The sequence below is a fragment of the Pseudovibrio sp. Ad37 genome, from assembly GCF_001623075.1.
Taxonomy (GTDB): domain Bacteria; phylum Pseudomonadota; class Alphaproteobacteria; order Rhizobiales; family Stappiaceae; genus Pseudovibrio.
Map to the genome: position 1 here is coordinate 1 of NZ_LMCF01000012.1, position 21970 is coordinate 21970.

Consider the following 21970-nt stretch of genomic DNA (forward strand, 5'->3'; position numbering starts at 1 on the left):
GGTGCATGGTTTTTATTCCTCCCACCTTACAGTCCGGATCTCAATCCCATCGAGATGGCATTTTCCAAACTCAAGGCCTTGATCCGCAAGGCCGCAGCAAGAAGTTATCAAGCACTGTGGCAGGCCGTAGGCCAAGTCTGCGACCTCTTCACAAAGCAAGAGTGCAACAACTTCTTCAAAACAGCTGGATACATGACCGATTAAACGCGACAAGCTCTAGGCACTTTGAGTCGGAAGCCTGATGGTGCGTGCAGCACGTGTGATATCCGCATAATTCACAAGAATGTGTAGGTAGATATCCTAAAGTAATACGAGCCAAATAAGGCAAATAAGGCACCTTAAACGCCAATAAAATACCAAAGATCTTTCTAAATCTATAGAATCGTTAAGCCGCGGAAATACTGAGAGAAAACAGAAACGTCAGATTCTAAAAACGGTATTCTGTGATGTAAAACATTGATTCGCAGAGATTTTTTTAAAATCGTCTGTAATAAATACTCCATTTTTCTTTCGAAATTTGGCCCCAATTTCCAGAAAAATCAGCCTCGTCGAACGCGGAAGCGATCAGATGCACTGCAAACAATGCGCTGTTGGAAACGCAAAGAACAAAATTGCAGTCAGATCGCATCAGCGTTCGTTTTTAACGAGAGCGGCTCGGTGAGCCTTCCGGACCTTAGCAATTCGGCTTGCTCCATTAATTTCGGAGTTGTCTGGAACCTCTCAATAAAAATTGAGGGAATACAATGGACTATCGTGGCACATATGACGAATTCCGTGACGCATTGCGGGCTTTCGAATCCGGTTGGGATCGCGAAAGATACAACGACGGCAGAATTCAGGATTGGCAGCTCAACGAATGGGCAGGCGGTCCGGTGCAAGACTTCTTTCCAGAGTATGATAGTTGGGGGGATCTGAACGACGACCAATGGAGTGCGATGTCTTATCGCTCCACCAACTCTCTTGGGTTCGTCGGCTACCAGTTCGGTGAAGCTCTGCTTATCGATCTGGGTTACTATGATGATGACGTCTTTTACGGCAACGGCGCAGCCACCAACACTTGGGATGGCACCTGGACCGGCAAAAATGGCGTCGACTCACTAGAAGAGTTTATGACTCCTGAAGCACAGGAAGTTGCTATTCAAGAAGCATTTGGCTTCAATCTCCAGATTATTGAAAATGGATTGTCCAACAGCGGCCAGTCACTGGACGACTTTATTGGACAAGACTTCACCTACGAGCAGAAGGGTCAGGATGTCAGCGTAACCCTCACACTGACGGGTATTTTGGCTGCTGCCCACTTGCGTGGCGCTTACGGTACACTTGCTCTCCTGCAGGGCGGCAACGTTTCGCAGGACGAATACGGTACCTCTATTCTGCAGTATGTTGAGCAGTTTGGCGGCTTTGAAAGCCCAACTGTTGATGAAGCAATCGACTACTTCCAGGATCGTCTGACTGGCGAAGAAGGCCTGAACGGCCCTCTGCCAGGCGTTGGCGTTCCAAAAGAAGATGCTGATGTGGTGGTCACATGGTCATATGGTGAACAGGAAGTCGTCAACGACTTTGACACTGAAGACGGCGTGATCTTCGTTGACTGGATCAGTGCAGACCAACTTGAAGTGACCGAGACACCAGACGGCGTACTCTTCTCTATTCCGTCCAATGGCGGGCAGACGCTGCTCCTGGCCGGGGTTGCACTTGCTGACCTGACACTGGCAAACTTCTCCATTCAGGATGCATCAGCAGCTGAATTGATCAGAGACCTTGTTGGCGGAAACACTCAGCCTGAAGAACCAACCGATCCTGTTGATCCGGTTGATCCCGTTGACCCGGTAGATCCAGGTGATGGTGACGATGGTCATGGTCATCCAGGCGATGGCGATGATGGGCATGGTGGCCATACTGGCGACATGTATATGCTCGGTCTGGACAGTGAGTCTCAGGTCATTGCAGACTTCGATCCATCTTCTGACATGATCCATATTCTGGAAGGTGTGACTGGCGAACAATTCGAGATCTTCGAGGAAAGCGGTGACGCACTCGGACAAACAGTCCGCATCGTGATCACTGATCAGTTCGGTAACATCATGTCCACCACCATCTTCCAGGGTGTGACACTCTCCGATCTGTCTCTGGCAAACTTCTCTGTCGCAGAACAGTCTGCGTTCAACGAAGTTGTCTCTGCCATTGGCGAGACCGTTGAAGTGCCGGACCCAAGTCAGGGTGGCGGATACGAGCTTGTTTATGACAACGACGGTTCAAACCCACCAACAGTCACCGGCACGACCGATGAAGGTGGTTCCAAGTTCCGCGCTGACGTAAACGCAGACGATATCGTTGGCTTTGATCCTGATAGGGACGAGCTGGACTTCGGCGGAACATCTGTTCACGGCCTCATCGTGACCAAGTCTCCTGCTGGTGAAATTGTTCTCGACAGCCCGTGGAGCTCTTCTGCACAAATTGTGCAGGGCGTCACCTATCAGGATGTCGACATCTCAGACTTCGGAGTGGTTGGCAATGAACACCTCCGTCAAGATCTTGGTGGCGTGGTCTCTTGGGAACAAGGCGTGGGCCCTCGCGAAGACGACACAGTCTACATCCGGTCTCATGAGTACGGCGTACACGAAGTTATCTCTGACTTTGACCCATCATCCATGAAGATCAGCTTCCTGTACTACGGTACACGTGAGCGTCTGAGCGTTGAAGAAACTGACGACGGCCTGCTGATCTCTACTCTGCCAAGTGGTCAGAGCTTCCTGTTCGAAGGCATTTCCCTTGATGATCTGGTCCCAGGTCAGCTGGAATTCCACTTCGATCAGGTCATGGAAGATAACCTTGAAGTTCCATTTGGCTTTGATCAGGATGATGTGACCCTCGTCAGCCGTGAAGACCTGTTGACTCCGGAAGCACCAGCTGGCGACACAACGGATGGCCACCAGACCAGACCGGGTGACTTCGGTCCAACTGATCCGGTTGAGCCAGTCGACCCAACTGATCCAGATCCGGACCCAGTTGATCCGGGTACAGGCACTCCGGGTCAGGTTCCTGGTGATGGTGTGGTCGTGTTCACATGGGCTTGGGGTGAAAACAGCGTTATCACCGACTTCAACCCAGCGGATCATAAGATCAGTATTGGTTGGATCAGTTCAGACCAGATCAGCTTCACAGAATCTGAAGACGGTCTTGTGATCTCCCTGCCATCAAATGGTGGACAGACCCTTCTGCTCGAAGGTGTGTTCCTTGAGGATCTGAATGCCGATAACTTCGACATCAAAGATCCATCTACATTGCAGGAAATCCTTGATCTGCTCAGCGGTGAAGGTTCACAGCCACCTGTCGACCCAACTCCGGACCCAGACCCAACCCCAGATCCTGACTCGGTCGACCCTGTAGATCCAGTGGATCCGGTTGACCCAGTTGATCCGGGCGATGGTTCACCTCGTGAGTTCACACTGGATTGGCAGTGGGGCAAGCAGGAAGAAGTTGCAAACTTCAACCCGGAACAGGATACCGTGAACATCGGTTGGATTGGCGGCGACCAGTTCGAAGTGGAACAGACCGACAATGGTGTGTTGTTCACTCTGCCGGGTAACGGTGGTCGGTTACTTCTGCTGGTTGGTATTGTCGTAGCCGATCTGACAGCAAACAGCATCATCGCAAATGATGCAGCTGCTCAGGCTAAGATTGATGACTTCCTGTCAAATGCTGAAAATCTGGCAGATGTGGGAACTCAGTCCGAAGCTGAAAGTGTAGACTCTACCTACATTCCAGAGGCTCCTGAAGCATCAACCACTGCACAGGAAGCAGCTGCTTCCAATGACAGAGATGATGATGCGGTTGCCGCTCCTGCTCAGGAAGCTGAACAGGAAACTGGTCCTCGTGAGGCTCAGAATGCTCCTGAATCAGCTCTTGCAGCTGCGGCCAACGGCAATGGAGCAATCGGAGGCGATACCGTTGAGATCAATTGGGATTGGGCATCAGAAGAAGTCATCACAAACTTCGACCCTGCAACCGACACCATTGATTTTGGTAATCTGAATGCATCACAGGTTCAGATCACGGAAGAGAACAACAGTGTTGTGATCGAGGTTTTGGACAATGGTGGCCACACCTACACCTTGAACGGCATTAACGTGGAAGACCTCACTGCGGAGAACTTCGAAGCTGACGACTTCAACACCATAGTAACTGAAGACGGCGGAGTTGTAGATCAGATGCATTCGATTAATCAGGATGATAGCCTGATCTGATTGATGAGCTAATCAAAAGAACGGCTCCCTCCCGGTGAATACCGGGAGGGAGTTTCTTGCTTTAATTCCCAAAGCAATTGAGAGAAAGCTTATGCCCGACAGCCAAAGACAGAAAGAATCTGTAATCACCAGTGCATTCAGATCTCTAAGGTCCGCACTGGTTGGAATTGGTGGCGTCAGCATGCTGTTGAATATTTTGATGCTGACAGGACCACTCTTTATGCTGCAGGTCTATGACCGCGTGCTGGCAAGTGGATCGGTTCCAACGCTCGTCGTTTTGGCAACTCTTGTTGGTGTCCTTTTTCTTTTCTATGGAATTCTGGAAACACTCCGCAGTCGTGTTTTGTCCCGTCTTGGGCAACGTGTAGATGCCCAGCTCTCTGGCGTTTCCTACGAGATCTCAACGAGCCTACCACTTATTCTCGGCCCCAAAGGTGCAAAGATGCGCCCGGTTCAGGACCTGGATCAGGTGCGCAGTTTCCTTTCAGGCCCAGGCCCTGCCGCCATCTTCGACTTGCCGTGGATGCCACTCTATTTCGGTATCGTGTACCTCTTCCATCCCTATCTTGGCATGATGGCAATCGGTGGTGCGTTGGTCATTTGTGCGCTGGTTGGGTTGAATGAACTTACCTCCCGCAGACCTTCGAGTGAGGCTGCAGCTGAAACAAACCGCCGCTCTGCTATTGTTGAAGCCAGTCGTTCCAATGCTGAAGTCATTCAGGCAATGGGCATGATGGAGACGATGAAGAACAGATGGCACAAGGGCAATGATGCCTACTTGGTCAAGCAACGCAAAGCAGGTGACCGAGCTGCCTTTTTCGCAACAGCCGTCAAAACCTTCCGCTTCATTTTGCAGTCCGCCATGCTTGGCATGGGCGCATGGTTGGTCATCCAGCAAGAGGTCACCTCTGGTGTCATGATTGCCTCTTCAATCATGTCTTCCCGTGCTTTAGCTCCCGTTGAGCAAGCTGTTTCCCAATGGAAAGGTTTTCTGGCAGCCCGACAAGGCCTCGCCCGTTTGCGCAAGGTAGTCGAAAATAAAGAAGACACCAACAACGTGATGGAACTACCCCTTCCGCATCAGAAGATTGATCTGGACGGTGTGGCATGTGGTCCGGTTGGTATCCGTCAGCCAATCGTGCAAGGCATCTCGTTTAGTCTTGCGGCTGGCGAAGGTCTTGGCGTTATTGGCAAGTCCGGTTCTGGCAAATCAACCTTGTCTCGCTCGATTGTCGGCATCACCAATGCTCTGACAGGATCAATCCGGTTTGATGGCTCAGAGCTTGATCAATGGACGTCGGAGCGCATCGGTGAATTTGTTGGCTTCTTGCCGCAGGACATTCAATTGTTTGATGGCACGGTTGCGGAGAATATTTCCCGGTTCAAGGAAGACGCAAACCCTGATGACGTCATTGAAGCCGCGAAAATTGCCAGTATCCATGAGTTCATCACAAGCCTGCCGGACGGTTACAACACGATTATTGGTAGTGGTGGTTATGCCTTATCTGGCGGCCAACGTCAGCGTATCGCCCTCGCCCGTGCCATGTATGGTGAGCCTTTCCTCATCGTTCTGGATGAGCCCAACTCCAATCTGGATTCTGAAGGCGAAGCCTGTCTGAGCCATGCGATCAAGCTGATGCGGGGCCGAGGAAAGATCGTCATCGTGATTGCCCACCGCCCAAGTGCGATAGCAGCGGTTAATAAGGTGCTTGTGCTCAACGATGGCCGACAAGCCGCTTTTGGTCCGCGTGATGAAGTTATGAAGCAACTTGTGACACCGGTTCAAACCCAGCAAGTCCCGCAAAAAGCAGCAATTAAAGCTCCGATCAAACGAGGAGCAGCATAATGTATAATCATTCTGAAAGTGACAAACAGATTAAGGGCAGTATCAGGTTTCATCTGGTCTGCGCTGGTCTTCTGGTTGTTATCCTTGTCGGAGGCGTAGGTCTTTGGGGCGGCCTGATGGAAATTCGCGGTGCAATCATCGCTCCCGGTACCATTGTCGTTGAGACCAACACCAAGAATGTGCAGCACATGGAAGGCGGCATTGTCCGCTCCATCATGGTGACTGATGGGGATACCGTTGATGCGGGAGACACCCTGCTCCGCCTTGATGACACGGTGACCCGAGCCAACCTTGCTGTTGTGACCAAACAGCTCGACAACCTCTATTCGCAGGAAGCTCGCTTGATAGCTGAGCGTGATGGAGAGGAAGAAATTCTCTTCCCAACACGAGCCACAGATGATGCACATTCTCAGGTTCTGAATACCATTCAGGAAGGGCAACGTCGAATGATGGTCGCGAAGACCAAGAACCTTCGTGGCCGACAGGATCAGATGCGTGCTCAGATTCAGCAGTATAAAAAGCAGATAGATGGACTGTCTCAGCAAAGAGATGCCAAAGAAATTGAAATCAGCTTGATAGATGGCGAACTGGAAGACCTCAACAAGCTGCTGGCCAAAAGACTGGTCACAGAGTCCCGTGTCACAGCCCTCAAACGGGAGAAAACCAAGCTTCAGGGTGAATATGGTGACTTCATAGCCCAGATTGCCAAGACAGAAGAAGCCATCGCAGAGCGCAATATTCAGATCATGCAGATCGAAGAAGATGTGCTGACAAAGACACTGGAACAGCTTCAGCAAGTCCGGGCAGAGGTTGCCCAGCTTGAAGAAAAGAAGATCGCTGCACAGGACCAGCTGATGCGCATGGAAATCAAATCACCTCAGTCTGGCACAGTGCACGACCTGACCATTCACACCATCGGCGGTGTTATCGCTCCCGGTGAGGTGTTGATGCAAGTTGTGCCACGTGAAGACGTTCTGGTGATTGAAGCGCAGGTGCAGCCAATCGATGTAGATCAGTTGACACCCAATCAGGAAGCAACGATCCGCCTGCCAAGCTTTGATCAACGCACAACACCTGAGTTGATAGCAGAGGTGAAGACGATCTCACCTGATCTTTTGGAAGACCCCAAAACCGGTCTCAGCTTCTATATGGCTGAGCTGACAATCTCAGAAGATCAGCTGGATAAACTGGGTGGTAAAAATCTGGTGCCAGGTATGCCGGTTGAGGCGTTCATTCAGACAGAAAACCGCACGGTGATCTCATACATCATGAAGCCAATGGTCGATCAGATCGCCCACGCAATGCGTGAGTAGGGACGCCGTGTATCGCCGAAAAGTGGAAACCGGTTTTCGGATAAAGATACGCGAGCAAAAGCCCCTACTCTGCTCATTCACATTGATGGTTGAGGCTGTTTACCAGCCAGCCTCAACATCACCCATCTCTACATAGATGCTCTTAACCTGAGAGTATTGATCCAGCGCCCACTGACCATTCTCGCGGCCAATGCCGGAGTTCTTGAAGCCACCGAATGGCATCTCGACCGGGGTCAGGTTGTAGTTGTTGATCCAGCAAGTGCCAGCTTCCAACTGATCAATCACACGGTAGGCACGCTGAATATCTTTCGTGAACACAGCAGCAGCCAAACCAAACTCGGTGTTGTTGGCGCGGCGGATCACATCAGCTTCATCATCAAAGTCCAGCACACACATCACAGGACCAAAGATCTCTTCGCAAGCAATGCGCATGTCGTCTTTGACTTCAGTGAAGATGGTTGGCTCAACAAACAGGCCGCGACCAAGGCCGGCCACCTGCGGACGTCCACCACCAGCATAGAGAACCGCACCTTCGCTCTGGCCAATCGCGATGTAGTCCATCACTTTCTCAAGCTGAGCTTTGGAGACAAGCGGGCCAAGTTGTGTGTCTTCATTCAGCGGATCACCAATAAGGATCTTCTCGGTCCGCTCTTTCAGACGCTTCAGGAACTCATCTTTGATGGAAGAATGCACGAACACGCGTGTGCCGTTGGAGCAAATCTGACCGGTGGAATAGAAGTTAGCATTCATCGCCGCAGCAACGGCATTGTCGATGTCACTGTCTTCAAAGATCACGATCGGAGACTTGCCGCCCAGCTCAAGGCTCATGTGCTTCAGCTGAGAAGCTGCTTTTTCAGCAACCTTCATACCTGTTGGCACGGAACCTGTCAGGGAAACCTTGGCAATTTCAGGATGGGATACCAGAGAAGCAGCCGCTTCACGGTATGCCTGCACCACGTTGAATACACCATCCGGCAGGCCAGCTTCACGGAAGATCTCAGCAAGCTTGAGCGCAGACAGGCAAGTCACTTCAGATGGTTTGAAGATCATCGCATTACCAGCAGCCAGCGCCGGAGCAGCTTTCCATGCAGCAATCTGGATTGGGTAGTTCCAAGCGCCAATGCCAAGGCAAATGCCCAGTGGCTCGCGCTTGGTCAAGGCATAAGAGCCACCCAGATCGATGTGTTCGCCGTTGGAGGTTGCCGCAACGCTTGCAAAGTATTCCAGCGCTTCAGCACCGGAAGCAGCATCAGCCACCAGAGTTTCCTGCAGCGGCTTACCCGTATCAAGCGTTTCCAGCTCGGAAAGCTCACGGTTACGCTCGCGCATCAGGTCGGCAGCCTTACGCAGAACGCGGGAGCGCTCAGCAGGTGCCATGGAGCGCCAGATCGCAAAGCCAGTCCGTGCGGATGCAACAGCTTTGGTGATGATTGCCGGTGTTGCGGAGTGAACCCGCGCAATCACTTCCTGTGTTGCTGGATAAAGGCTGAGGATCTCCTCACCCATCGTATCTTCAACGTAAGTGCCGCCAATAAAGTGAGAGCCACCAGGCTGCGCACGCTGGGATGCATTTGTCAGGTTATCTGTTTTCGTCATTTCTTAATCCAACACTTACCGTTGTTCGTTCTGCCAGTTAGGGTGAACCCACGCCTGCTTATCACTGGCAGGAAGCATACCTTTTCCGAGAATATGGTCTGCAGCCTTCTCACCAACCATAATGGAAGGCGCATTGAGGTTTCCGTTCGTAATCTGCGGGAAGATGGAGCTATCCGCAACGCGCAAACCGTCAACACCAATCACACGACATTCGCTGTCAACCACAGTACTTTCGTCATTCGCGTCACCCATCTTACAGGTGCCACACGGATGGAACGCGCTCTCGACATGTTCTTTGATGAAAGCATTCAGTTGATCGTCGCTTTCAACGTCTTTGCCTGGTTGAATTTCCTTGCCGCGGAATGGATCAAACGCCCGCTGAGCAAAGAGCTCACGTGTCAGGCGAATGCACTGGCGGAAATCTTCCCAATCGTCTTCATGGCTCATGTAGTTGAACAGCACATTCGGCTTGTCCATTGGGTCCGCAGATTGCAGCGTTACTGCACCACGAGACTTGGAGCGCATCGGGCCAACATGAACCTGATAGCCATGGCCTTCAGCTGCCGCCTGCCCGTCATAGCGAACCGCAAATGGTAGGAAGTGGAACTGAATGTCAGGGTACATCACGCCCGCTTTGGAGCGAATAAAGCCGCAGGTCTCAAAGTGGTTTGTGGTGCCTAGACCAGATTTTGCCAGCTGCCACTGAGCTCCAATCACGCCTTTGGAGATCAGATTCCAGTGCTTGTAGAGCGTAATCGGCTGAGTACAGGCCTGCTGAATATAGAGCTCCAGATGATCCTGAAGGTTCGCACCAACGCCCTTACGATCTGCAATCACATCAATGCCCAGAGCAGACAGAGCCGCCGCATCACCGATGCCGGAATGCATCAGCAGCTTTGGTGAGTTGATGGAAGACGCAGAAACGACAACTTCGCGGGAGCATTTGACCTGATACACCTGCCCGCCGCGCATATACTCAACACCAACAGCACGTTTGCCTTCCATAAGAATGCGATTGACGTGCGCGCCGGAGATAATCTCCAGATTTTCGCGGCCTTTGATGGGCCAGAGATAAGCGTTGGAGGCGGACCAGCGACGGCCATTGTGCACCGTCATCTCCATATCGCCAAAGCCTTCCTGACGATAACCGTTGTAGTCGTCAGTTTTAGCGTAACCAGCCTCTTCACCAGCCTGCACAAAGGCATCGTAAAGCGGGCTCCAGCGTGTACCGCGAGAGACGTAGAGTGGGCCGGACTTTCCGCGCCAGTCCCCTTCTACTTCGGTGTTCTCAAGGCGCTGGAAGTAAGGCAAAACGTCTTGATAACCCCAGCCTTTCGCCCCCATTTCCTCCCAGCTGTCAAAGTCGCAGGCATTGCCGCGCACATAGACCATGCCGTTGATGGAGGAAGAGCCGCCAATCACCTTACCACGTGGCAAAGCAAGCTTACGCCCATCCAGATGCGGCTCAGGCGCACTCTCATAGCCCCAGTCATAACGGGACATGTTCATGGGATAGGACAAGGCAGCAGGCATCTGAATAAACGGACCAATATCCGAACCACCAAACTCCAGCAAAACCACCTTGTTTTGGGGATCTTCAGAAAGACGGTTTGCCAGGGCGCATCCAGCAGAGCCGGCGCCTACAATAATGAAATCTGCAGTCATTGTATTCTCTTGGGCTTGAAGCCGTATTCCAGTTATTATTGTGTCGTTTCTGTCGTTTCAAAACTGTCGAAACATTTCTTCACGTAGTCCTGAACCAGCATTGTTGCCGGTGACCCGTCAGGTCGGTTTGTCGTTAGCACGCATTGCAGCCAGAGCCCGTCAATCATCGCAGCTGTACCTTCTGCCGCTGTAATCGCCGTCTCACGATCTGTGACGCGGTGGTATTCCGCAGTCAGGTTCGAGATCAGCCGTCGGTGGTAGATCTGAAGCAACCGGCGTGTTCCGGGTTCAGTCCGTGCCACCACATAAAACGCAAACCACGCCGAGATAACGGAGGGCTGAAACTGCTCATCGCTGAAGTTGGTATGGATGATCGCATCGATCCGCTCCATAGGGGTTTTCGTCTTCAGCAAGCGCTTGCGGGATTGCTTGCTCAAGTCCGTCAGCAAAAAGCTTATGGTTGCGTTGAAGACAGCTGCCTTCGAGCCAAAGTAGTGATGTGGCAGGCCCGTCGAAACGCCGGCATTCTTGGCAATATCTGCCATTGTTGTCGCTGCGTACCCCTTTTCATGGATCGCTTTGATCGTTGCCATAATTATCGAGGTTTTGCGTTCCTTTTCCATTCCGACCTTAGGCATTTGTGCCGAACTCACTCCAAGCTTATTTTTATTGAACGTTCAATCAATAAAAATAGTTATTAGAACATTTCGGAGCTTTTGAAAAGTATTGCACTCAGATTTATCGTAATTAATATCTGACGGAGAGGTTGCCTTTAGTCCATCGGGTGTTTATTAGCTTTAGTGAACGAAGGAATTTGAAAATTTAATTGTCGTCTAGGTATTGTTGAGGACATGTTTTCTGCACAATTCTACGGCTCTATTAAATAAATATAGAAATTGGGGAGATTTACATGAGTGTTGCTAGTGGCCTGATAAAGAAACTTTCTACTTCTGCTTCAGTACTATTACTAATCACTGGGTCAGCTCTCGCCGCAGAAGCGGAAGCCTGTAAAACCGTACGCTTCTCCGACGTGGGCTGGACAGACATCACCGCAACCACCGCCACAGCAACGTCTGTGCTGGACGCGCTCGGTTACGAAACAGACGTAAAAGTACTTTCCGTTCCAGTCACTTATGCGTCTCTCGCAAACAACGATATTGATGTATTCCTCGGCAACTGGATGCCGACAATGGAAGCTGATATCGCGAAATATCGTGAAGCTGGCACCGTTGATACTGTTCAAACCAACCTGACTGGCGCCAAGTATACTTTGGCTGTTCCTAAGTATACCTATGACAAGGGTTTGAAGGACTTTGCGGACATCGCAAAATTCTCTGGAGACCTTGATGGCGAGATCTACGGCATTGAAGCAGGCAACGACGGTAACCGTCTGATCCTCGATATGATCGAGAAAAACGCGTTCGGTCTCAACAAAATCGACCTCGTCGAATCATCTGAAGCTGGCATGCTGTCCCAGGTCGCGCGTAAAACTCGCAAGAACCAGGACATCGTCTTCCTCGGTTGGGCTCCGCACCCAATGAACTCCAATTTTGAGCTGGAGTACCTCACCGGTGGTGACGAGTTCTTCGGTCCAAACTTCGGTGGCGCTGACGTTCTGACCAACACCCGCGCAGGTTACTCTGCTGAGTGTGCGAACATGGGCAAATTCCTTCAGAACCTCACCTTCTCCCTGCAGATGGAGAACGAGATCATGAACGGTATTCTGAACGATGGTGAAGAGCCAACAGACGCAGCAAAAGCATGGATCAAGAAGAACCCTGAGGCTCTTGATAAATGGCTTGCTGGCGTAACTACTTTTGACGGTAAAGATGGTCTTGCTGCTGCAAAGACTGCATTCGGCCTCTAAGGGTCATTACCGAGCATGAATTGAGAGGCGGATGCGATACACTCGCAGTCCGCCTCTTAGCGCATTATTCCAGAACACTCCGACAGCTGGAATAGCGATTGCGCAACTGGGGCAAGCTGCTTGTCGGTACCAACTATTTTGTATCCTGCCCTACAAATGAAATGACGCTTATGCGTTGATATACAATAACAAAATCTGAGGTTTCCCGTGGAGTGGCTAACAGAGCACAAACTACCCATCGGCAAATGGGCCAAGTGGGGAGTTGACTGGCTCACCGACAATGCAAGTGGCTTTTTCGATGCGATTTCCGTTGCAATCGAATGGCTCATCGACAGTGTACTATGGCTTTTACAAGCCCCTCACCCGCTCGGCATTGTGGTCATTGCCACAGCTTTGGCCTTCGTGGTCAGAAGATCCTTCGTCTTTTCAGCCTTTGTTGCGGTGAGCCTGCTGCTTATCATCAACCAGGGTTATTGGGATGAAACCACAGAAACGCTGGCGCTGATCCTCAGCTCCACCTTTATCTGTATGTTGATTGGTATTCCTGTCGGCGTTTACTCCGCGCATCACCCTAAGTTCTTCTCATGGGTACGGCCTGTGCTGGATTTGATGCAGACAATTCCAACGTTTGTTTACCTTATCCCTGCCCTGATCCTGTTCGGTCTGGGTGTAGTTCCAGGTCTGATTTCAACAGTCGTCTTTGCCCTGCCAGCATCCATTCGCCTCACCCAGATTGGTGTTGCATCCACGCCGCAGCATCTGCTGGAAGCCGGTGAAGCTTTTGGCGCGACCTATTGGCAGAAGCTCTTTAAGATTGAGCTGCCATATGCGCTGCCAAACATCATGGCTGGCTTGACGCAAACCATCATGTTGTCACTGTCCATGGTTGTGATCGCTGCCCTTGTTGGCGCGGATGGCCTTGGTGTTCCAACACTTCGTGCGTTGAACACAGTGAACATCGCTAAAGGATTTGAGGTTGGTATTGCAATCGTGCTGATTGCTATTGTGCTTGACCGTTTCTTCAAGAGCTCAGAAGAAAAGGGCAGCAAAAAATGACGAATCCTGTTGTTTCCTTCAAAAACCTTTCCATTGTTTTCGGAGATCAGCCCGACGCTGCCCTACCCTTAATTGATGCCGGCAAAACCCGCGCTGAAATTCAGGACCAAACCGGCCAGTTGGTTGGCGTTGCCAACGCGACCTTCGACATCCAGCAGGGCGAGCTTCTCGTTCTCATGGGCCTGTCCGGTTCTGGCAAGTCCACCCTGCTCCGCGCCATCAACGGCCTGAACAAGGTTTGCCGCGGCGAAGTGCTCGTTGCTGATGATGGCGAGCAGGTCAACCCAACCACCTGCTCTACCTCGCGCCTGCGTAAACTGCGCCGCGAACGTGTTGCCATGGTGTTCCAGCAATTCGGCTTGCTGCCTTGGCGTACAGTCCGAGACAACGTTGGCTTCGGCTTGGAGCTCTCCGGTATTCCTAAGACTCAGCGTCTGGAACGTGTCGAAGAACAGCTGGAACTTGTCGGTCTTGGCGGCTGGAGTGATAAATACGTGCATGAGCTTTCTGGCGGCATGCAGCAGCGTGTTGGTCTGGCGCGTGCATTCGCAACAGATGCTCCAATCCTGCTGATGGATGAGCCGTTCTCTGCACTCGATCCTCTCATTCGCAGCCGTTTGCAGGATGAGCTGCTGGAACTGCAGGAAAGATTGCACAGAACCATCGTGTTCGTGAGCCATGATCTCGACGAAGCCGCCAAAATCGGCAACCGCATCGCCATCATGGAAGGCGGTCATGTGGTGCAGATCGGTACTCCGCAGGAAATCGTGAAGAAACCAGCGGATGAGTACGTTGAGTCCTTCGTTGCGCACATGAACCCGCTCAATGTTCTGCACGCTGAAGACATCATGACTGATCTCTCGCAGATGAGTGCTGATGTGATCGTGAGCGTTGAAGAGATGCCAAAGTGCACAGCAAAGCAGATGATCCGAGAAGTGATTGAAATGAAACGCCACAGCGCAGGTCCAATCGCGGTTTATCGCGGAGACCGCCCGGTCGGCATCATTCGCGAACAGGAAATCATGGACTGTTTCGTTTAGGACGAAGAACATTCATCGATTCTAAACAGGCGCATCTGCAAAGATGCGCCTGTTTTCGTTAACCTAAGAAATCCTCAGGCATTTGCGGCCTAATAGTTGCTTTAGAAGAATAGTGCTCACTCAGCTTTCGAGTGTTTGCATAATTTGACGAGTGGAATTACAGAGAAAGACGTTTTTATTTAAAAAATTTGGATCGTGCCATGACTATTGACATTGCTCAGGAAAATCCGGGTTCAACAAAGCGGAGTTATATCCTCTTTTCTGGCGGTTCGTTCTTCGGGCGTATTATGACATGGGTCACTTTGACGATTGCTACATTGGGTATCTACCGTTTCTGGGCCATGACGGGCCTGCGTAGATCTCTTTGGTCCGCGACCCATCTGGAAGGCGATCATCTTCGCTACCATGGCACGGGCAAAGAGCTTTTCATTGGTTTCCTGATTGCTCTGGCAATCCTAATTCCATTCTACGCGCTTGGCTTTGGCCTCCAGTTCATGGGGCCGATTGCAACAATCGTTGGTTTCGGCATCATGTTTGTTGTTGGTTTTCTGCTGACACCCTACGCCTTGTTCCGCCGCCGCAGATACCTGCTAACCCGCACAAGCTGGCGCGGCATTCGCTTCCACATGCAAGGCTCTGCCTGGCGTTATGTGGGCGCATGGCTCTTCTGGACCATCCTCTCAGTCCTCACCCTCGGCATTGCTCTGCCATGGCGCATGGCAAAGCTGGACAGAATGTTGGCAGAAGCCAGCTACTTTGGGAACCAGCGGTTCAGTTATTCTGCGACAGCGAAGGATTACTTCCGGGCATTGGTACTTGTTTTTGTGATTTTGTTTTTCCCGGGCATCATTGCGTTGTTAGCAGCAATATTCACGCAAGGTAAATCACTTGCCCTGCTGCCTATTGTTCTAGTCCTCGCAGTATTCTTAATGCCTCTTGCTATGGCTAGTATTTTCCGCCTGCAAGTCAACTCCACAAAGATTGGCGATGCTAGCTTTGAGAGCCATATCGGGGCCTCCAAGTTCTACGGCGCCTATATCATTCATGGTGTGATTGTTGGCGTTGGTATCTCAATTGTAGGTGCGGTTGGCACTCTGCTGGCTGTAACCGTTGGAGTCCAGCTAGAGCCACAGAGTGGCTTTTTCAGTCTGGCTTTCTTGCCAGTTTTTGCTCTTTATTACGGTGTGCTTCTGTTCGCCAACATGATGGTCCTTCAAGTCATGTTGTTTGAGTGGAAGATGAGCAGCATGGTGGTCATCAACGCCCACAGCGTAAAGGACGCAATTGCTGCTGGTGATTTGGAAAATGCAGTCGGTATGGGGCTCGCTGATACACTTGATGCAGGATTTGAAGTGATCTGACCATGAAGCTACTGCTTGGAAACGCTGAGTTTTTTGACGGCACTTCTGCCGCTGTACGCAACTGTCAGATCTGGTTTGACTACGATGAGATGATCCTGACAGATCTGGCGGGCGATCAGGAGTATACGCGATGGTCTGCAGCGAAGCTGCTCTGCGACTGGACATCTCCATCCGTTATGGTCGTGGAGGTGAATAAGCCCACCAGCACCGCTTACGTCAAAATCACGGATGTAGAGACTGCAAAATCCGTTGAACGCAAAATTCGTTTGGTAGCAGGGCTTCCCAAACGTGAAAACACAAAGAAAATTGTATTCGGAAGTTTGACATCCATTGCCCTAATCGCGGTCGCTCTGATCTTTTTCCTGCCTGCCTTCTCAAAATACGCGGTTCACAACGTGCCAAAGTCCTGGGAAGCAGAGCTTGGTAAGAGCGTTGAAGCAACACTGATCCCGGCTCTGAGTGAAGAGAAGATCTGTAAGGCATCAACGGGTCAGGCCGCTTTGGAGCAAATGGCAAAACGCCTCACAAAGGGCATGGATTTGCCGTTTGATCCGGTGTTGACGGTGGTTGAAAGCAAGATACCTAACGCCTTCGCCCTTCCCGGCGGCAGGATCACTATTCTCTCCAACACATTGGAAGTGGTTGATAGTCCTGATGAACTGGCAGCTGTGCTGGCGCATGAGCTTGGCCATGTCAAACACCGTCACTCCATGCAGCAGCTCATCAATGTGGCTGGTACGGGTATTGTCTTTTCCATGTTCATCGGAGACTTCACCGGCGGCAGCATCATCGCCAGTGTGGGTGAAGCTATGCTCGACAGTTCTTATTCCAGAGATATGGAGCGCGAAGCTGACTTGTTTGCGGTCCAGATGCTGGAAAATGCAGGTGTAGACCCAACCGGATTGGCCAGTTTCCTCGAGAAAATCTCGAAAGAGCATCACGATGAGAATGCCATCTCACAGGCTTTGGGCTTCCTCTCCAGCCATCCACCGACGAAAGAGCGCGTGGATACGCTGAACGAGATTGCTGATCCGGAAGCACCAAAAAATCCGGTCCTCAACAAGTGGCAGTGGGAAAGCTTGAAAAACATCTGCTCTGAAACAGCAGAGTTGAGCGCATAAGATTAAGTGGCTGGGAACCAAACCCCCAGCCATAAAGCGACATTAATCCAACAGCTTGCCCAACCTCACGGCAGTCTTGCCAACCAGCAGGCGACGACTTGGCATAATCAGCACGCAGTTGTCGTGTGGTGTTGTAACTGGCGTGTCCCCATCCATCGCGATCACTGTTCCTTTCTCGGCAATCACCTCCATCCCGAGGTAATCTTCGCTGAAACGGAAGCTCTCATTTTGAACCGTAACAGGGGCCACGATTTCTATCGTCTTTTGCGGAACCAGCGGTGGCTGCTCAGCAAGAAATGCCTCGCCAAAATCAGCTGACACGCATTCTGTTGCGCGCAGGAACCGTATAGACGCCGCAATAGCACGAGGCCCAGCCGCAGCTTCCCAATGTTGCCCTGCTTCCAGCAACAGCGCAGCCTTGGGGCTCATTGCGTCGCCAAACCCATCATAATCACGCAGCCGCTTGCCTTCCTCATGGCCGGAATCGCAGATAATCCACTCAGGATCAGCCACTTGCTTGGCTAACGCACGGCCTTTTTCCTGATCCCCAGCCAGCATAAGCGGCGGATTCTTGTGCTGCATGCTATGCAAATCCAGCAGGTAATCTACGGTATCGACAACAGGCCGCACTTCGCGTGCTCGTTCCAGCTCGCGCGTCACTTCCGGGCCATTCAGCGAGCAATTTTGCCAAATGCGGTTGAAATCCTGATCCAGATACCGCGAAGCAGTTGGGTCATTCCGGTCAAACGAGTTGTAAGCCGCTACATTCATAAAAGCGAAGCTCAGCTTGCCACGCACAGGGCGAACTTCCTGCTTGAACAACCAATCCAAAGCAACAGCGCCACACGGCTCATTGCCATGCACCAGCGCAGAAATCATCACATGCGGGCCAGCAGTGCCGGAATCAAATGTGGTGATCCAGTCCACTCCGGTATTGCCGACTTTGTAGGCCAGGATATCGGGAAAATCGATTTCGATAGGGTAAGCTGTACTTTCAATAATCATGGCAATGGTCCTTGAAAAGTATAGGTCACACCAGCCAAACAACCATATCTAGGCCGGTGTCGAATATGGGTCCTCAATCTCAAAGGCGCGCGTGAACTCAATGAATTTTCTGGCGATTGGCGTGCTTGGTGTCGTTGCAGGCAATATGAAGGCGTTGAGGTAGGAGATACGCGGCTTAAACGGCAGAAAAACCAGTGTTTCTGGATGGTTTCGCGCCACAGGAAACGGGTTGAGGACGCTGACACCAACACCTGCATGCACCAGCTCACTCACGGAGACGGCGGTAGAAGATTCGGCAACAATATTAGGCCGAATTCCCCGTTCCGCAAACATGCGCTCCAAAATCGCTCGCACGGGAAACCTTCGTGTGAGGGCGACGAAATCTTGCCCATCGAAGTCCTCAGGCTCAATAAATGCTTTGCTGGCAAGAGGATGATCCCGATGCAAAACCGCATGTGCAATGGCAGAGCGCAGCGGTTCCAGGGTCAATCCAGCGTGCTTGGATAACCCGTCGGTAATCCCCAGATCGGCATGCCCTTCGGCCACATGATTGCGAACGTCCGAGGATGTACCAATCTCCAACTCAACCTTCTGCCCCGGATAAGCCTTGATGAAAGCAGCCATCACACCCAGCAGAAAACGGTGTGAGATCGTTGGCGGCGCAGCAAGGCGCAGCGGCTTGCTACTGTGCTGAGAAACGAAGGTCTCGTTCTCAATCCCCGCCAGCATCTCAAAAACAGGCTCTAGCTTCTCATTCAGAGCCAAAGCATCAGAGGTTGGCACAAGCCGACCACTTTCCCGATTAAACAGCGTTTTACCAAGACGTTCCTCAAGATGCTTGATCGCGCGGCTCACCGCAGGCTGCGAAATACCAAGGCGTGCAGCGGCGGCAGTTGTTTTCCGAACGCTGATGACAGCGCGTAAAACTTCAAACTCTCGAAGGCTGAGACGGGGGCGTGTAGGGGTATTTGACATAGTTCTATGCGTTTTGATTATAAAATTTTGAATGACAATGTTGAAAACACATACTACGGTTTAAGTCAACCGCCAAGCTCTACCGGTGATTTGCCCGTTTTGGCAGAAGCACACTCATATAAAGAAGCAGCGGCATTGTTACTGGGCGAATGAATTTTAATCGCCAGAGGGAACGAAAATTTTGAGGGGGGAGCAGCAATGATTAAGCTGCACAAATGGCTTGCTGGAACAGCAAGTGCCATGTTGCTTATGGGTGGAATAGCGTCTGCTGAAGACCTGACAATCGGCTTGTCTTCAGAGCCAAGCGCGATTGACCCGCACTACCATAATCTGGGTCCGAACAATATGATTGCCTATCATATGTTTGACCGGCTTATTCACCAAAACGAAAAACAGCAGCTACAGCCTGGTCTCGCAACCAGCTGGAAGCCAATTAACGCCACCACATGGGAACTGAAACTGCGTGAGGGCGTGGTGTTCCATGATGGTAATCCGTTCAATGCGGATGACGTGGTGTTCTCATTTGAGCGCGCACCAAATGTGCCAAACTCACCATCCAGCTTTGCCACATACACCAAAGGCAAAACGGTCAAAAAGATTGATGACTACACAGTCCATATCACAACTGAAAAGCCTTATCCGCTTGTTCCTAATGACATTTCAACCGTCAGCATCATCTCTGTAGAAGCCGGAACGGACGCGACAACCGAGATGTACAACTCCGGCAAGGCAACTGTTGGCTCCGGCCCGTACAAATATGCTGAGTACGTACCAGGTGACCGCATTGTTTTGGAAGCAAACCCTGATTACTGGGGCGCAAAGCCGAAATGGGACAAGGTAACCTTCAAGCCAATCAAATCCGGCCCATCTCGTGTGGCTGCTTTGTTGGCGGGTGATGTTGATCTGATCAACGGCGTCCCAACAACAGACATTGAAGTGCTAAGCAGCAACGACAAAGTCTCCTTGTGGCAGGGCCCATCCAACCGCGTCATCTACTTGCATCTGGATCATGACCGCGATGACAGCCCATTCGTGAAAGCCATGGGCGGCGGGGCCATCAAAAACCCGCTGAAGGATCAGCGTGTTCGTGAAGCGATCTCCAAGGCCATCAGCCGCGATCTGATTGTTGAACGTGTGATGGAAGGTGTCGCCGTCAAAGCAGGCCAGCTTCTGCCAGATGGCTTCTTTGGGGTCAGCGAAAACCTGAAACCGGTTGAATACGACGCAAAGGGCGCGAAAGAGCTGCTTGCAGCTGCCGGTGTTGGTGATGGCTTCGAACTGCGCATCCACGGCCCGAATGACCGTTACATCAACGATGCCAAGATCGTGGAAGCTATCGCACAGATGCTCAACCGCGTTGGCATCAAAACCGATGTGGAGACCATGCCGCGGTCTGTTTACTTCAAGCGCGCATCTCGTGGTGGTCCAAACAACACGCCCGAGTTCTCAATGGTTCTCGTGGGGTGGGGCGCTGGTTCTGGCGAAGCATCGTCACCACTGCGCTCTCTCATCCACACCTACGACAAGAGCCAGGGCTTCGGCTCTTCCAACCGTGGCCGCTACTCCAATGCTGAAGTGGATGCCATGATTGAAGAAGCTCTGGCAACTGTCGATGATGAAAAGCGTCAGGACCTGCTCGCAAAAGCAACTGAAATCGCCATCAACGATCAGGCGATCATTCCGCTGCACTATCAGGTGAATACGTGGGCGACCCGCAAGGGCCTCGAGTACCTGCCTCGCACAGATGAATACACCCTGTCCTGGGGCGTATCCGCTGAGTAATCGCATGCAAACAAAAGACCGGCATAGCGCTTATGCCGGTCTTTTTCTTTTCTAAGGCCAAAACTCACCTCTATTATTTCAATGGGTTGGCTTTACCTGCGAAAGATTTAAAGACATGTCTGTCTTCGTTCTCAGACGCCTGATGCAAAGTGGCATAGTCATGATTGCTATGTCCGTCATTGTGTTCTTTGGCGTGAATGTGGTGGGGGACCCCATCGATATGCTGGTCGCACCGGATGCGGATCAGGCCGAGATTGAGCGCGTCATCCGCGACTTCGGCCTCGATAAGCCCGTGTGGCAGCAATATACGGTCTTCGTCAGCAACGCCTTCAAAGGAGATCTCGGTACCTCCTTTATCTTTGGTGAGTCAGCGCTCAAGCTCATTGTGGAGCGGATGCCCGCCACACTGGAGCTCGCCTTCATGGCGCTTCTCATGGCGATTGTCATTGGCATTCCGTTAGGTCTTTACGCGGGTCTACGCCCCAACGCCATCTCCTCGCGTCTCATCATGAGTGGCTCAATTTTGGGTTTTTCACTGCCCACATTTTGGGTTGGCATCATGATGATTATGCTCTTTGCCGTGATGCTCGACTGGGTGCCCGCCACAGGGCGTGGAGACACCATCTCGGTGCTCGGCATGCAGGTCTCGTTCCTCACCGCAGATGGCTTCTCTCACATTGTTCTCCCGGCTCTCAATCTCGCGCTCTTAAAAATCTCGCTGGTGATCCGCCTGACACGGGCAGGGGTGAGGGAGGTCATGCATATGGACTTCATCAAGTTTGCCCGCGCCAAAGGCCTATCCTCCAGCCGTATTGTCATGGTGCACCTGTTCAAGAACATCATGATCCCCGTGGTCACGGTCCTCGGCTTGGAGTTTGGTTCACTCATTGCCTTTTCAGTCGTAACGGAAACAATCTTCGCATGGCCCGGCATGGGTAAACTGCTCATTGATGCCATTCAGCAGCTCGATCGCCCGATCATCGTAGCCTACCTGATGATCATCGTGGTGCTCTTCGTCGTCATCAACCTGATTGTTGACATCCTTTATTCCATTTTGGACCCGCGCGTGCGGCTTCAGGATGCGGCGAACTAAGGG

17 protein-coding genes are annotated in these 21970 nt (G+C 51.6%); 12 read left to right on the plus strand and 5 right to left on the minus strand.

The window, feature by feature from the left end:
* The 4 genes from PsAD37_RS02080 to PsAD37_RS02095 all read left to right on the plus strand — a co-directional run.
* Positions 1-204, plus strand: a 204-nt coding sequence (locus PsAD37_RS02080; protein WP_193778198.1) for a transposase, incomplete at its 5' end; no start/stop codon positions are given.
* A gap of 539 nt (positions 205-743) precedes the next feature.
* Positions 744-4247: a hypothetical protein gene (locus PsAD37_RS02085; RefSeq protein WP_063294733.1), complete on the plus strand. Its 3504-nt coding sequence runs from the start codon at positions 744-746 to the stop codon at positions 4245-4247.
* Between the two features lie 91 nt (positions 4248-4338).
* The gene (locus PsAD37_RS02090; protein WP_063294734.1) at positions 4339-6093 is read left to right on the plus strand and encodes a type I secretion system permease/ATPase; all 1755 of its coding nucleotides are present in this window, start codon (positions 4339-4341) and stop codon (positions 6091-6093) included.
* On the plus strand, positions 6093-7406 hold the full coding sequence (locus tag PsAD37_RS02095) for an HlyD family type I secretion periplasmic adaptor subunit (RefSeq protein WP_063294735.1): 1314 nt from the start codon (positions 6093-6095) through the stop codon (positions 7404-7406). Before PsAD37_RS02090 ends, PsAD37_RS02095 begins: the two co-directional genes overlap by 1 nt.
* Before the next feature lie 99 nt (positions 7407-7505).
* On the opposite strand, the gene betB is transcribed toward PsAD37_RS02095, so the two are convergent.
* From betB to betI, 3 genes are read right to left on the minus strand one after another with little or no spacing between them, the layout of a single operon-like run.
* Positions 7506-9002: a betaine-aldehyde dehydrogenase gene (betB, locus tag PsAD37_RS02100; RefSeq protein ID WP_063294736.1), complete on the minus strand. Its 1497-nt coding sequence runs from the start codon at positions 9000-9002 to the stop codon at positions 7506-7508.
* A 15-nt stretch (positions 9003-9017) separates the two neighbouring features.
* Positions 9018-10667 (minus strand): choline dehydrogenase, encoded by a 1650-nt coding sequence (betA, locus tag PsAD37_RS02105; RefSeq protein WP_063294737.1) that lies wholly within the window; start codon positions 10665-10667, stop codon positions 9018-9020.
* A 35-nt stretch (positions 10668-10702) separates the two neighbouring features.
* Positions 10703-11305 (minus strand): transcriptional regulator BetI, encoded by a 603-nt coding sequence (gene betI, locus PsAD37_RS02110; RefSeq protein ID WP_063294738.1) that lies wholly within the window; start codon positions 11303-11305, stop codon positions 10703-10705.
* A 272-nt stretch (positions 11306-11577) separates the two neighbouring features.
* Here betI and PsAD37_RS02115 point away from each other — a divergent pair, with 272 nt between their 5' ends.
* The 5 genes from PsAD37_RS02115 (at position 11578) to PsAD37_RS02135 (ending at position 17112) form a co-directional block, all read left to right on the plus strand.
* Positions 11578-12534, plus strand: coding sequence for a choline ABC transporter substrate-binding protein (locus tag PsAD37_RS02115; protein ID WP_063286302.1), 957 nt, complete (start codon positions 11578-11580; stop codon positions 12532-12534).
* A gap of 207 nt (positions 12535-12741) precedes the next feature.
* Positions 12742-13590, plus strand: a complete 849-nt coding sequence (choW, locus tag PsAD37_RS02120) for a choline ABC transporter permease subunit (protein ID WP_063294739.1) — start codon at positions 12742-12744, stop codon at positions 13588-13590.
* The gene (gene choV / locus PsAD37_RS02125; RefSeq protein ID WP_063294740.1) at positions 13587-14630 is read left to right on the plus strand and encodes a choline ABC transporter ATP-binding protein; all 1044 of its coding nucleotides are present in this window, start codon (positions 13587-13589) and stop codon (positions 14628-14630) included. Before choW ends, choV begins: the two co-directional genes overlap by 4 nt.
* A gap of 200 nt (positions 14631-14830) precedes the next feature.
* Positions 14831-15991, plus strand: coding sequence for a DUF898 family protein (locus PsAD37_RS02130; RefSeq protein WP_063294741.1), 1161 nt, complete (start codon positions 14831-14833; stop codon positions 15989-15991).
* A gap of 2 nt (positions 15992-15993) precedes the next feature.
* Positions 15994-17112 (plus strand): M48 family metallopeptidase, encoded by a 1119-nt coding sequence (locus PsAD37_RS02135; protein WP_063294742.1) that lies wholly within the window; start codon positions 15994-15996, stop codon positions 17110-17112.
* Between the two features lie 42 nt (positions 17113-17154).
* Here PsAD37_RS02135 and PsAD37_RS02140 read toward each other — a convergent pair whose 3' ends face one another.
* Positions 17155-18117, minus strand: a complete 963-nt coding sequence (locus PsAD37_RS02140; RefSeq protein WP_063294743.1) for a M14 family metallopeptidase — start codon at positions 18115-18117, stop codon at positions 17155-17157.
* Positions 18118-18165: 48 nt separating this feature from the next.
* Complete coding sequence (locus PsAD37_RS02145) at positions 18166-19092, minus strand: LysR family transcriptional regulator (protein WP_063294744.1); 927 nt, start codon at positions 19090-19092, stop codon at positions 18166-18168.
* 6 nt (positions 19093-19098) lie between these two features.
* Between PsAD37_RS02145 and PsAD37_RS28250 the strand changes: the two genes are divergently transcribed.
* The 3 genes from PsAD37_RS28250 (at position 19099) to PsAD37_RS02155 (ending at position 21967) form a co-directional block, all read left to right on the plus strand.
* Positions 19099-19245 carry a hypothetical protein gene (locus PsAD37_RS28250; RefSeq protein ID WP_193778199.1) on the plus strand — a complete coding sequence of 49 codons (147 nt, stop codon included), beginning with the start codon at positions 19099-19101 and terminating at the stop codon, positions 19243-19245.
* A 45-nt stretch (positions 19246-19290) separates the two neighbouring features.
* On the plus strand, positions 19291-20874 hold the full coding sequence (locus PsAD37_RS02150; protein ID WP_063294745.1) for an ABC transporter substrate-binding protein: 1584 nt from the start codon (positions 19291-19293) through the stop codon (positions 20872-20874).
* A gap of 115 nt (positions 20875-20989) precedes the next feature.
* Positions 20990-21967 carry an ABC transporter permease gene (locus PsAD37_RS02155; RefSeq protein ID WP_063294746.1) on the plus strand — a complete coding sequence of 326 codons (978 nt, stop codon included), beginning with the start codon at positions 20990-20992 and terminating at the stop codon, positions 21965-21967.
* Positions 21968-21970: the final 3 nt, after the last annotated feature.

Bases quoted from the DNA above. Each gene is read 5' to 3' on its own strand.
- PsAD37_RS28250 (WP_193778199.1), top strand. From the start codon at position 19,099: ATGCGTTTTGATTATAAAATTTTGAATGACAATGTTGAAAACACATAC.
- betI (WP_063294738.1), bottom strand. From the start codon at position 11,305: ATGCCTAAGGTCGGAATGGAAAAGGAACGCAAAACCTCGATAATTATG.
- PsAD37_RS02115 (WP_063286302.1), top strand. From the start codon at position 11,578: ATGAGTGTTGCTAGTGGCCTGATAAAGAAACTTTCTACTTCTGCTTCA.
- PsAD37_RS02145 (WP_063294744.1), bottom strand. From the start codon at position 19,092: ATGTCAAATACCCCTACACGCCCCCGTCTCAGCCTTCGAGAGTTTGAA.
- betA (WP_063294737.1), bottom strand. From the start codon at position 10,667: ATGACTGCAGATTTCATTATTGTAGGCGCCGGCTCTGCTGGATGCGCC.
- PsAD37_RS02085 (WP_063294733.1), top strand. From the start codon at position 744: ATGGACTATCGTGGCACATATGACGAATTCCGTGACGCATTGCGGGCT.
- choV (WP_063294740.1), top strand. From the start codon at position 13,587: ATGACGAATCCTGTTGTTTCCTTCAAAAACCTTTCCATTGTTTTCGGA.
- PsAD37_RS02095 (WP_063294735.1), top strand. From the start codon at position 6,093: ATGTATAATCATTCTGAAAGTGACAAACAGATTAAGGGCAGTATCAGG.
- PsAD37_RS02130 (WP_063294741.1), top strand. From the start codon at position 14,831: ATGACTATTGACATTGCTCAGGAAAATCCGGGTTCAACAAAGCGGAGT.
- PsAD37_RS02140 (WP_063294743.1), bottom strand. From the start codon at position 18,117: ATGATTATTGAAAGTACAGCTTACCCTATCGAAATCGATTTTCCCGAT.
- PsAD37_RS02135 (WP_063294742.1), top strand. From the start codon at position 15,994: ATGAAGCTACTGCTTGGAAACGCTGAGTTTTTTGACGGCACTTCTGCC.
- PsAD37_RS02155 (WP_063294746.1), top strand. From the start codon at position 20,990: ATGTCTGTCTTCGTTCTCAGACGCCTGATGCAAAGTGGCATAGTCATG.
- PsAD37_RS02090 (WP_063294734.1), top strand. From the start codon at position 4,339: ATGCCCGACAGCCAAAGACAGAAAGAATCTGTAATCACCAGTGCATTC.
- betB (WP_063294736.1), bottom strand. From the start codon at position 9,002: ATGACGAAAACAGATAACCTGACAAATGCATCCCAGCGTGCGCAGCCT.
- PsAD37_RS02150 (WP_063294745.1), top strand. From the start codon at position 19,291: ATGATTAAGCTGCACAAATGGCTTGCTGGAACAGCAAGTGCCATGTTG.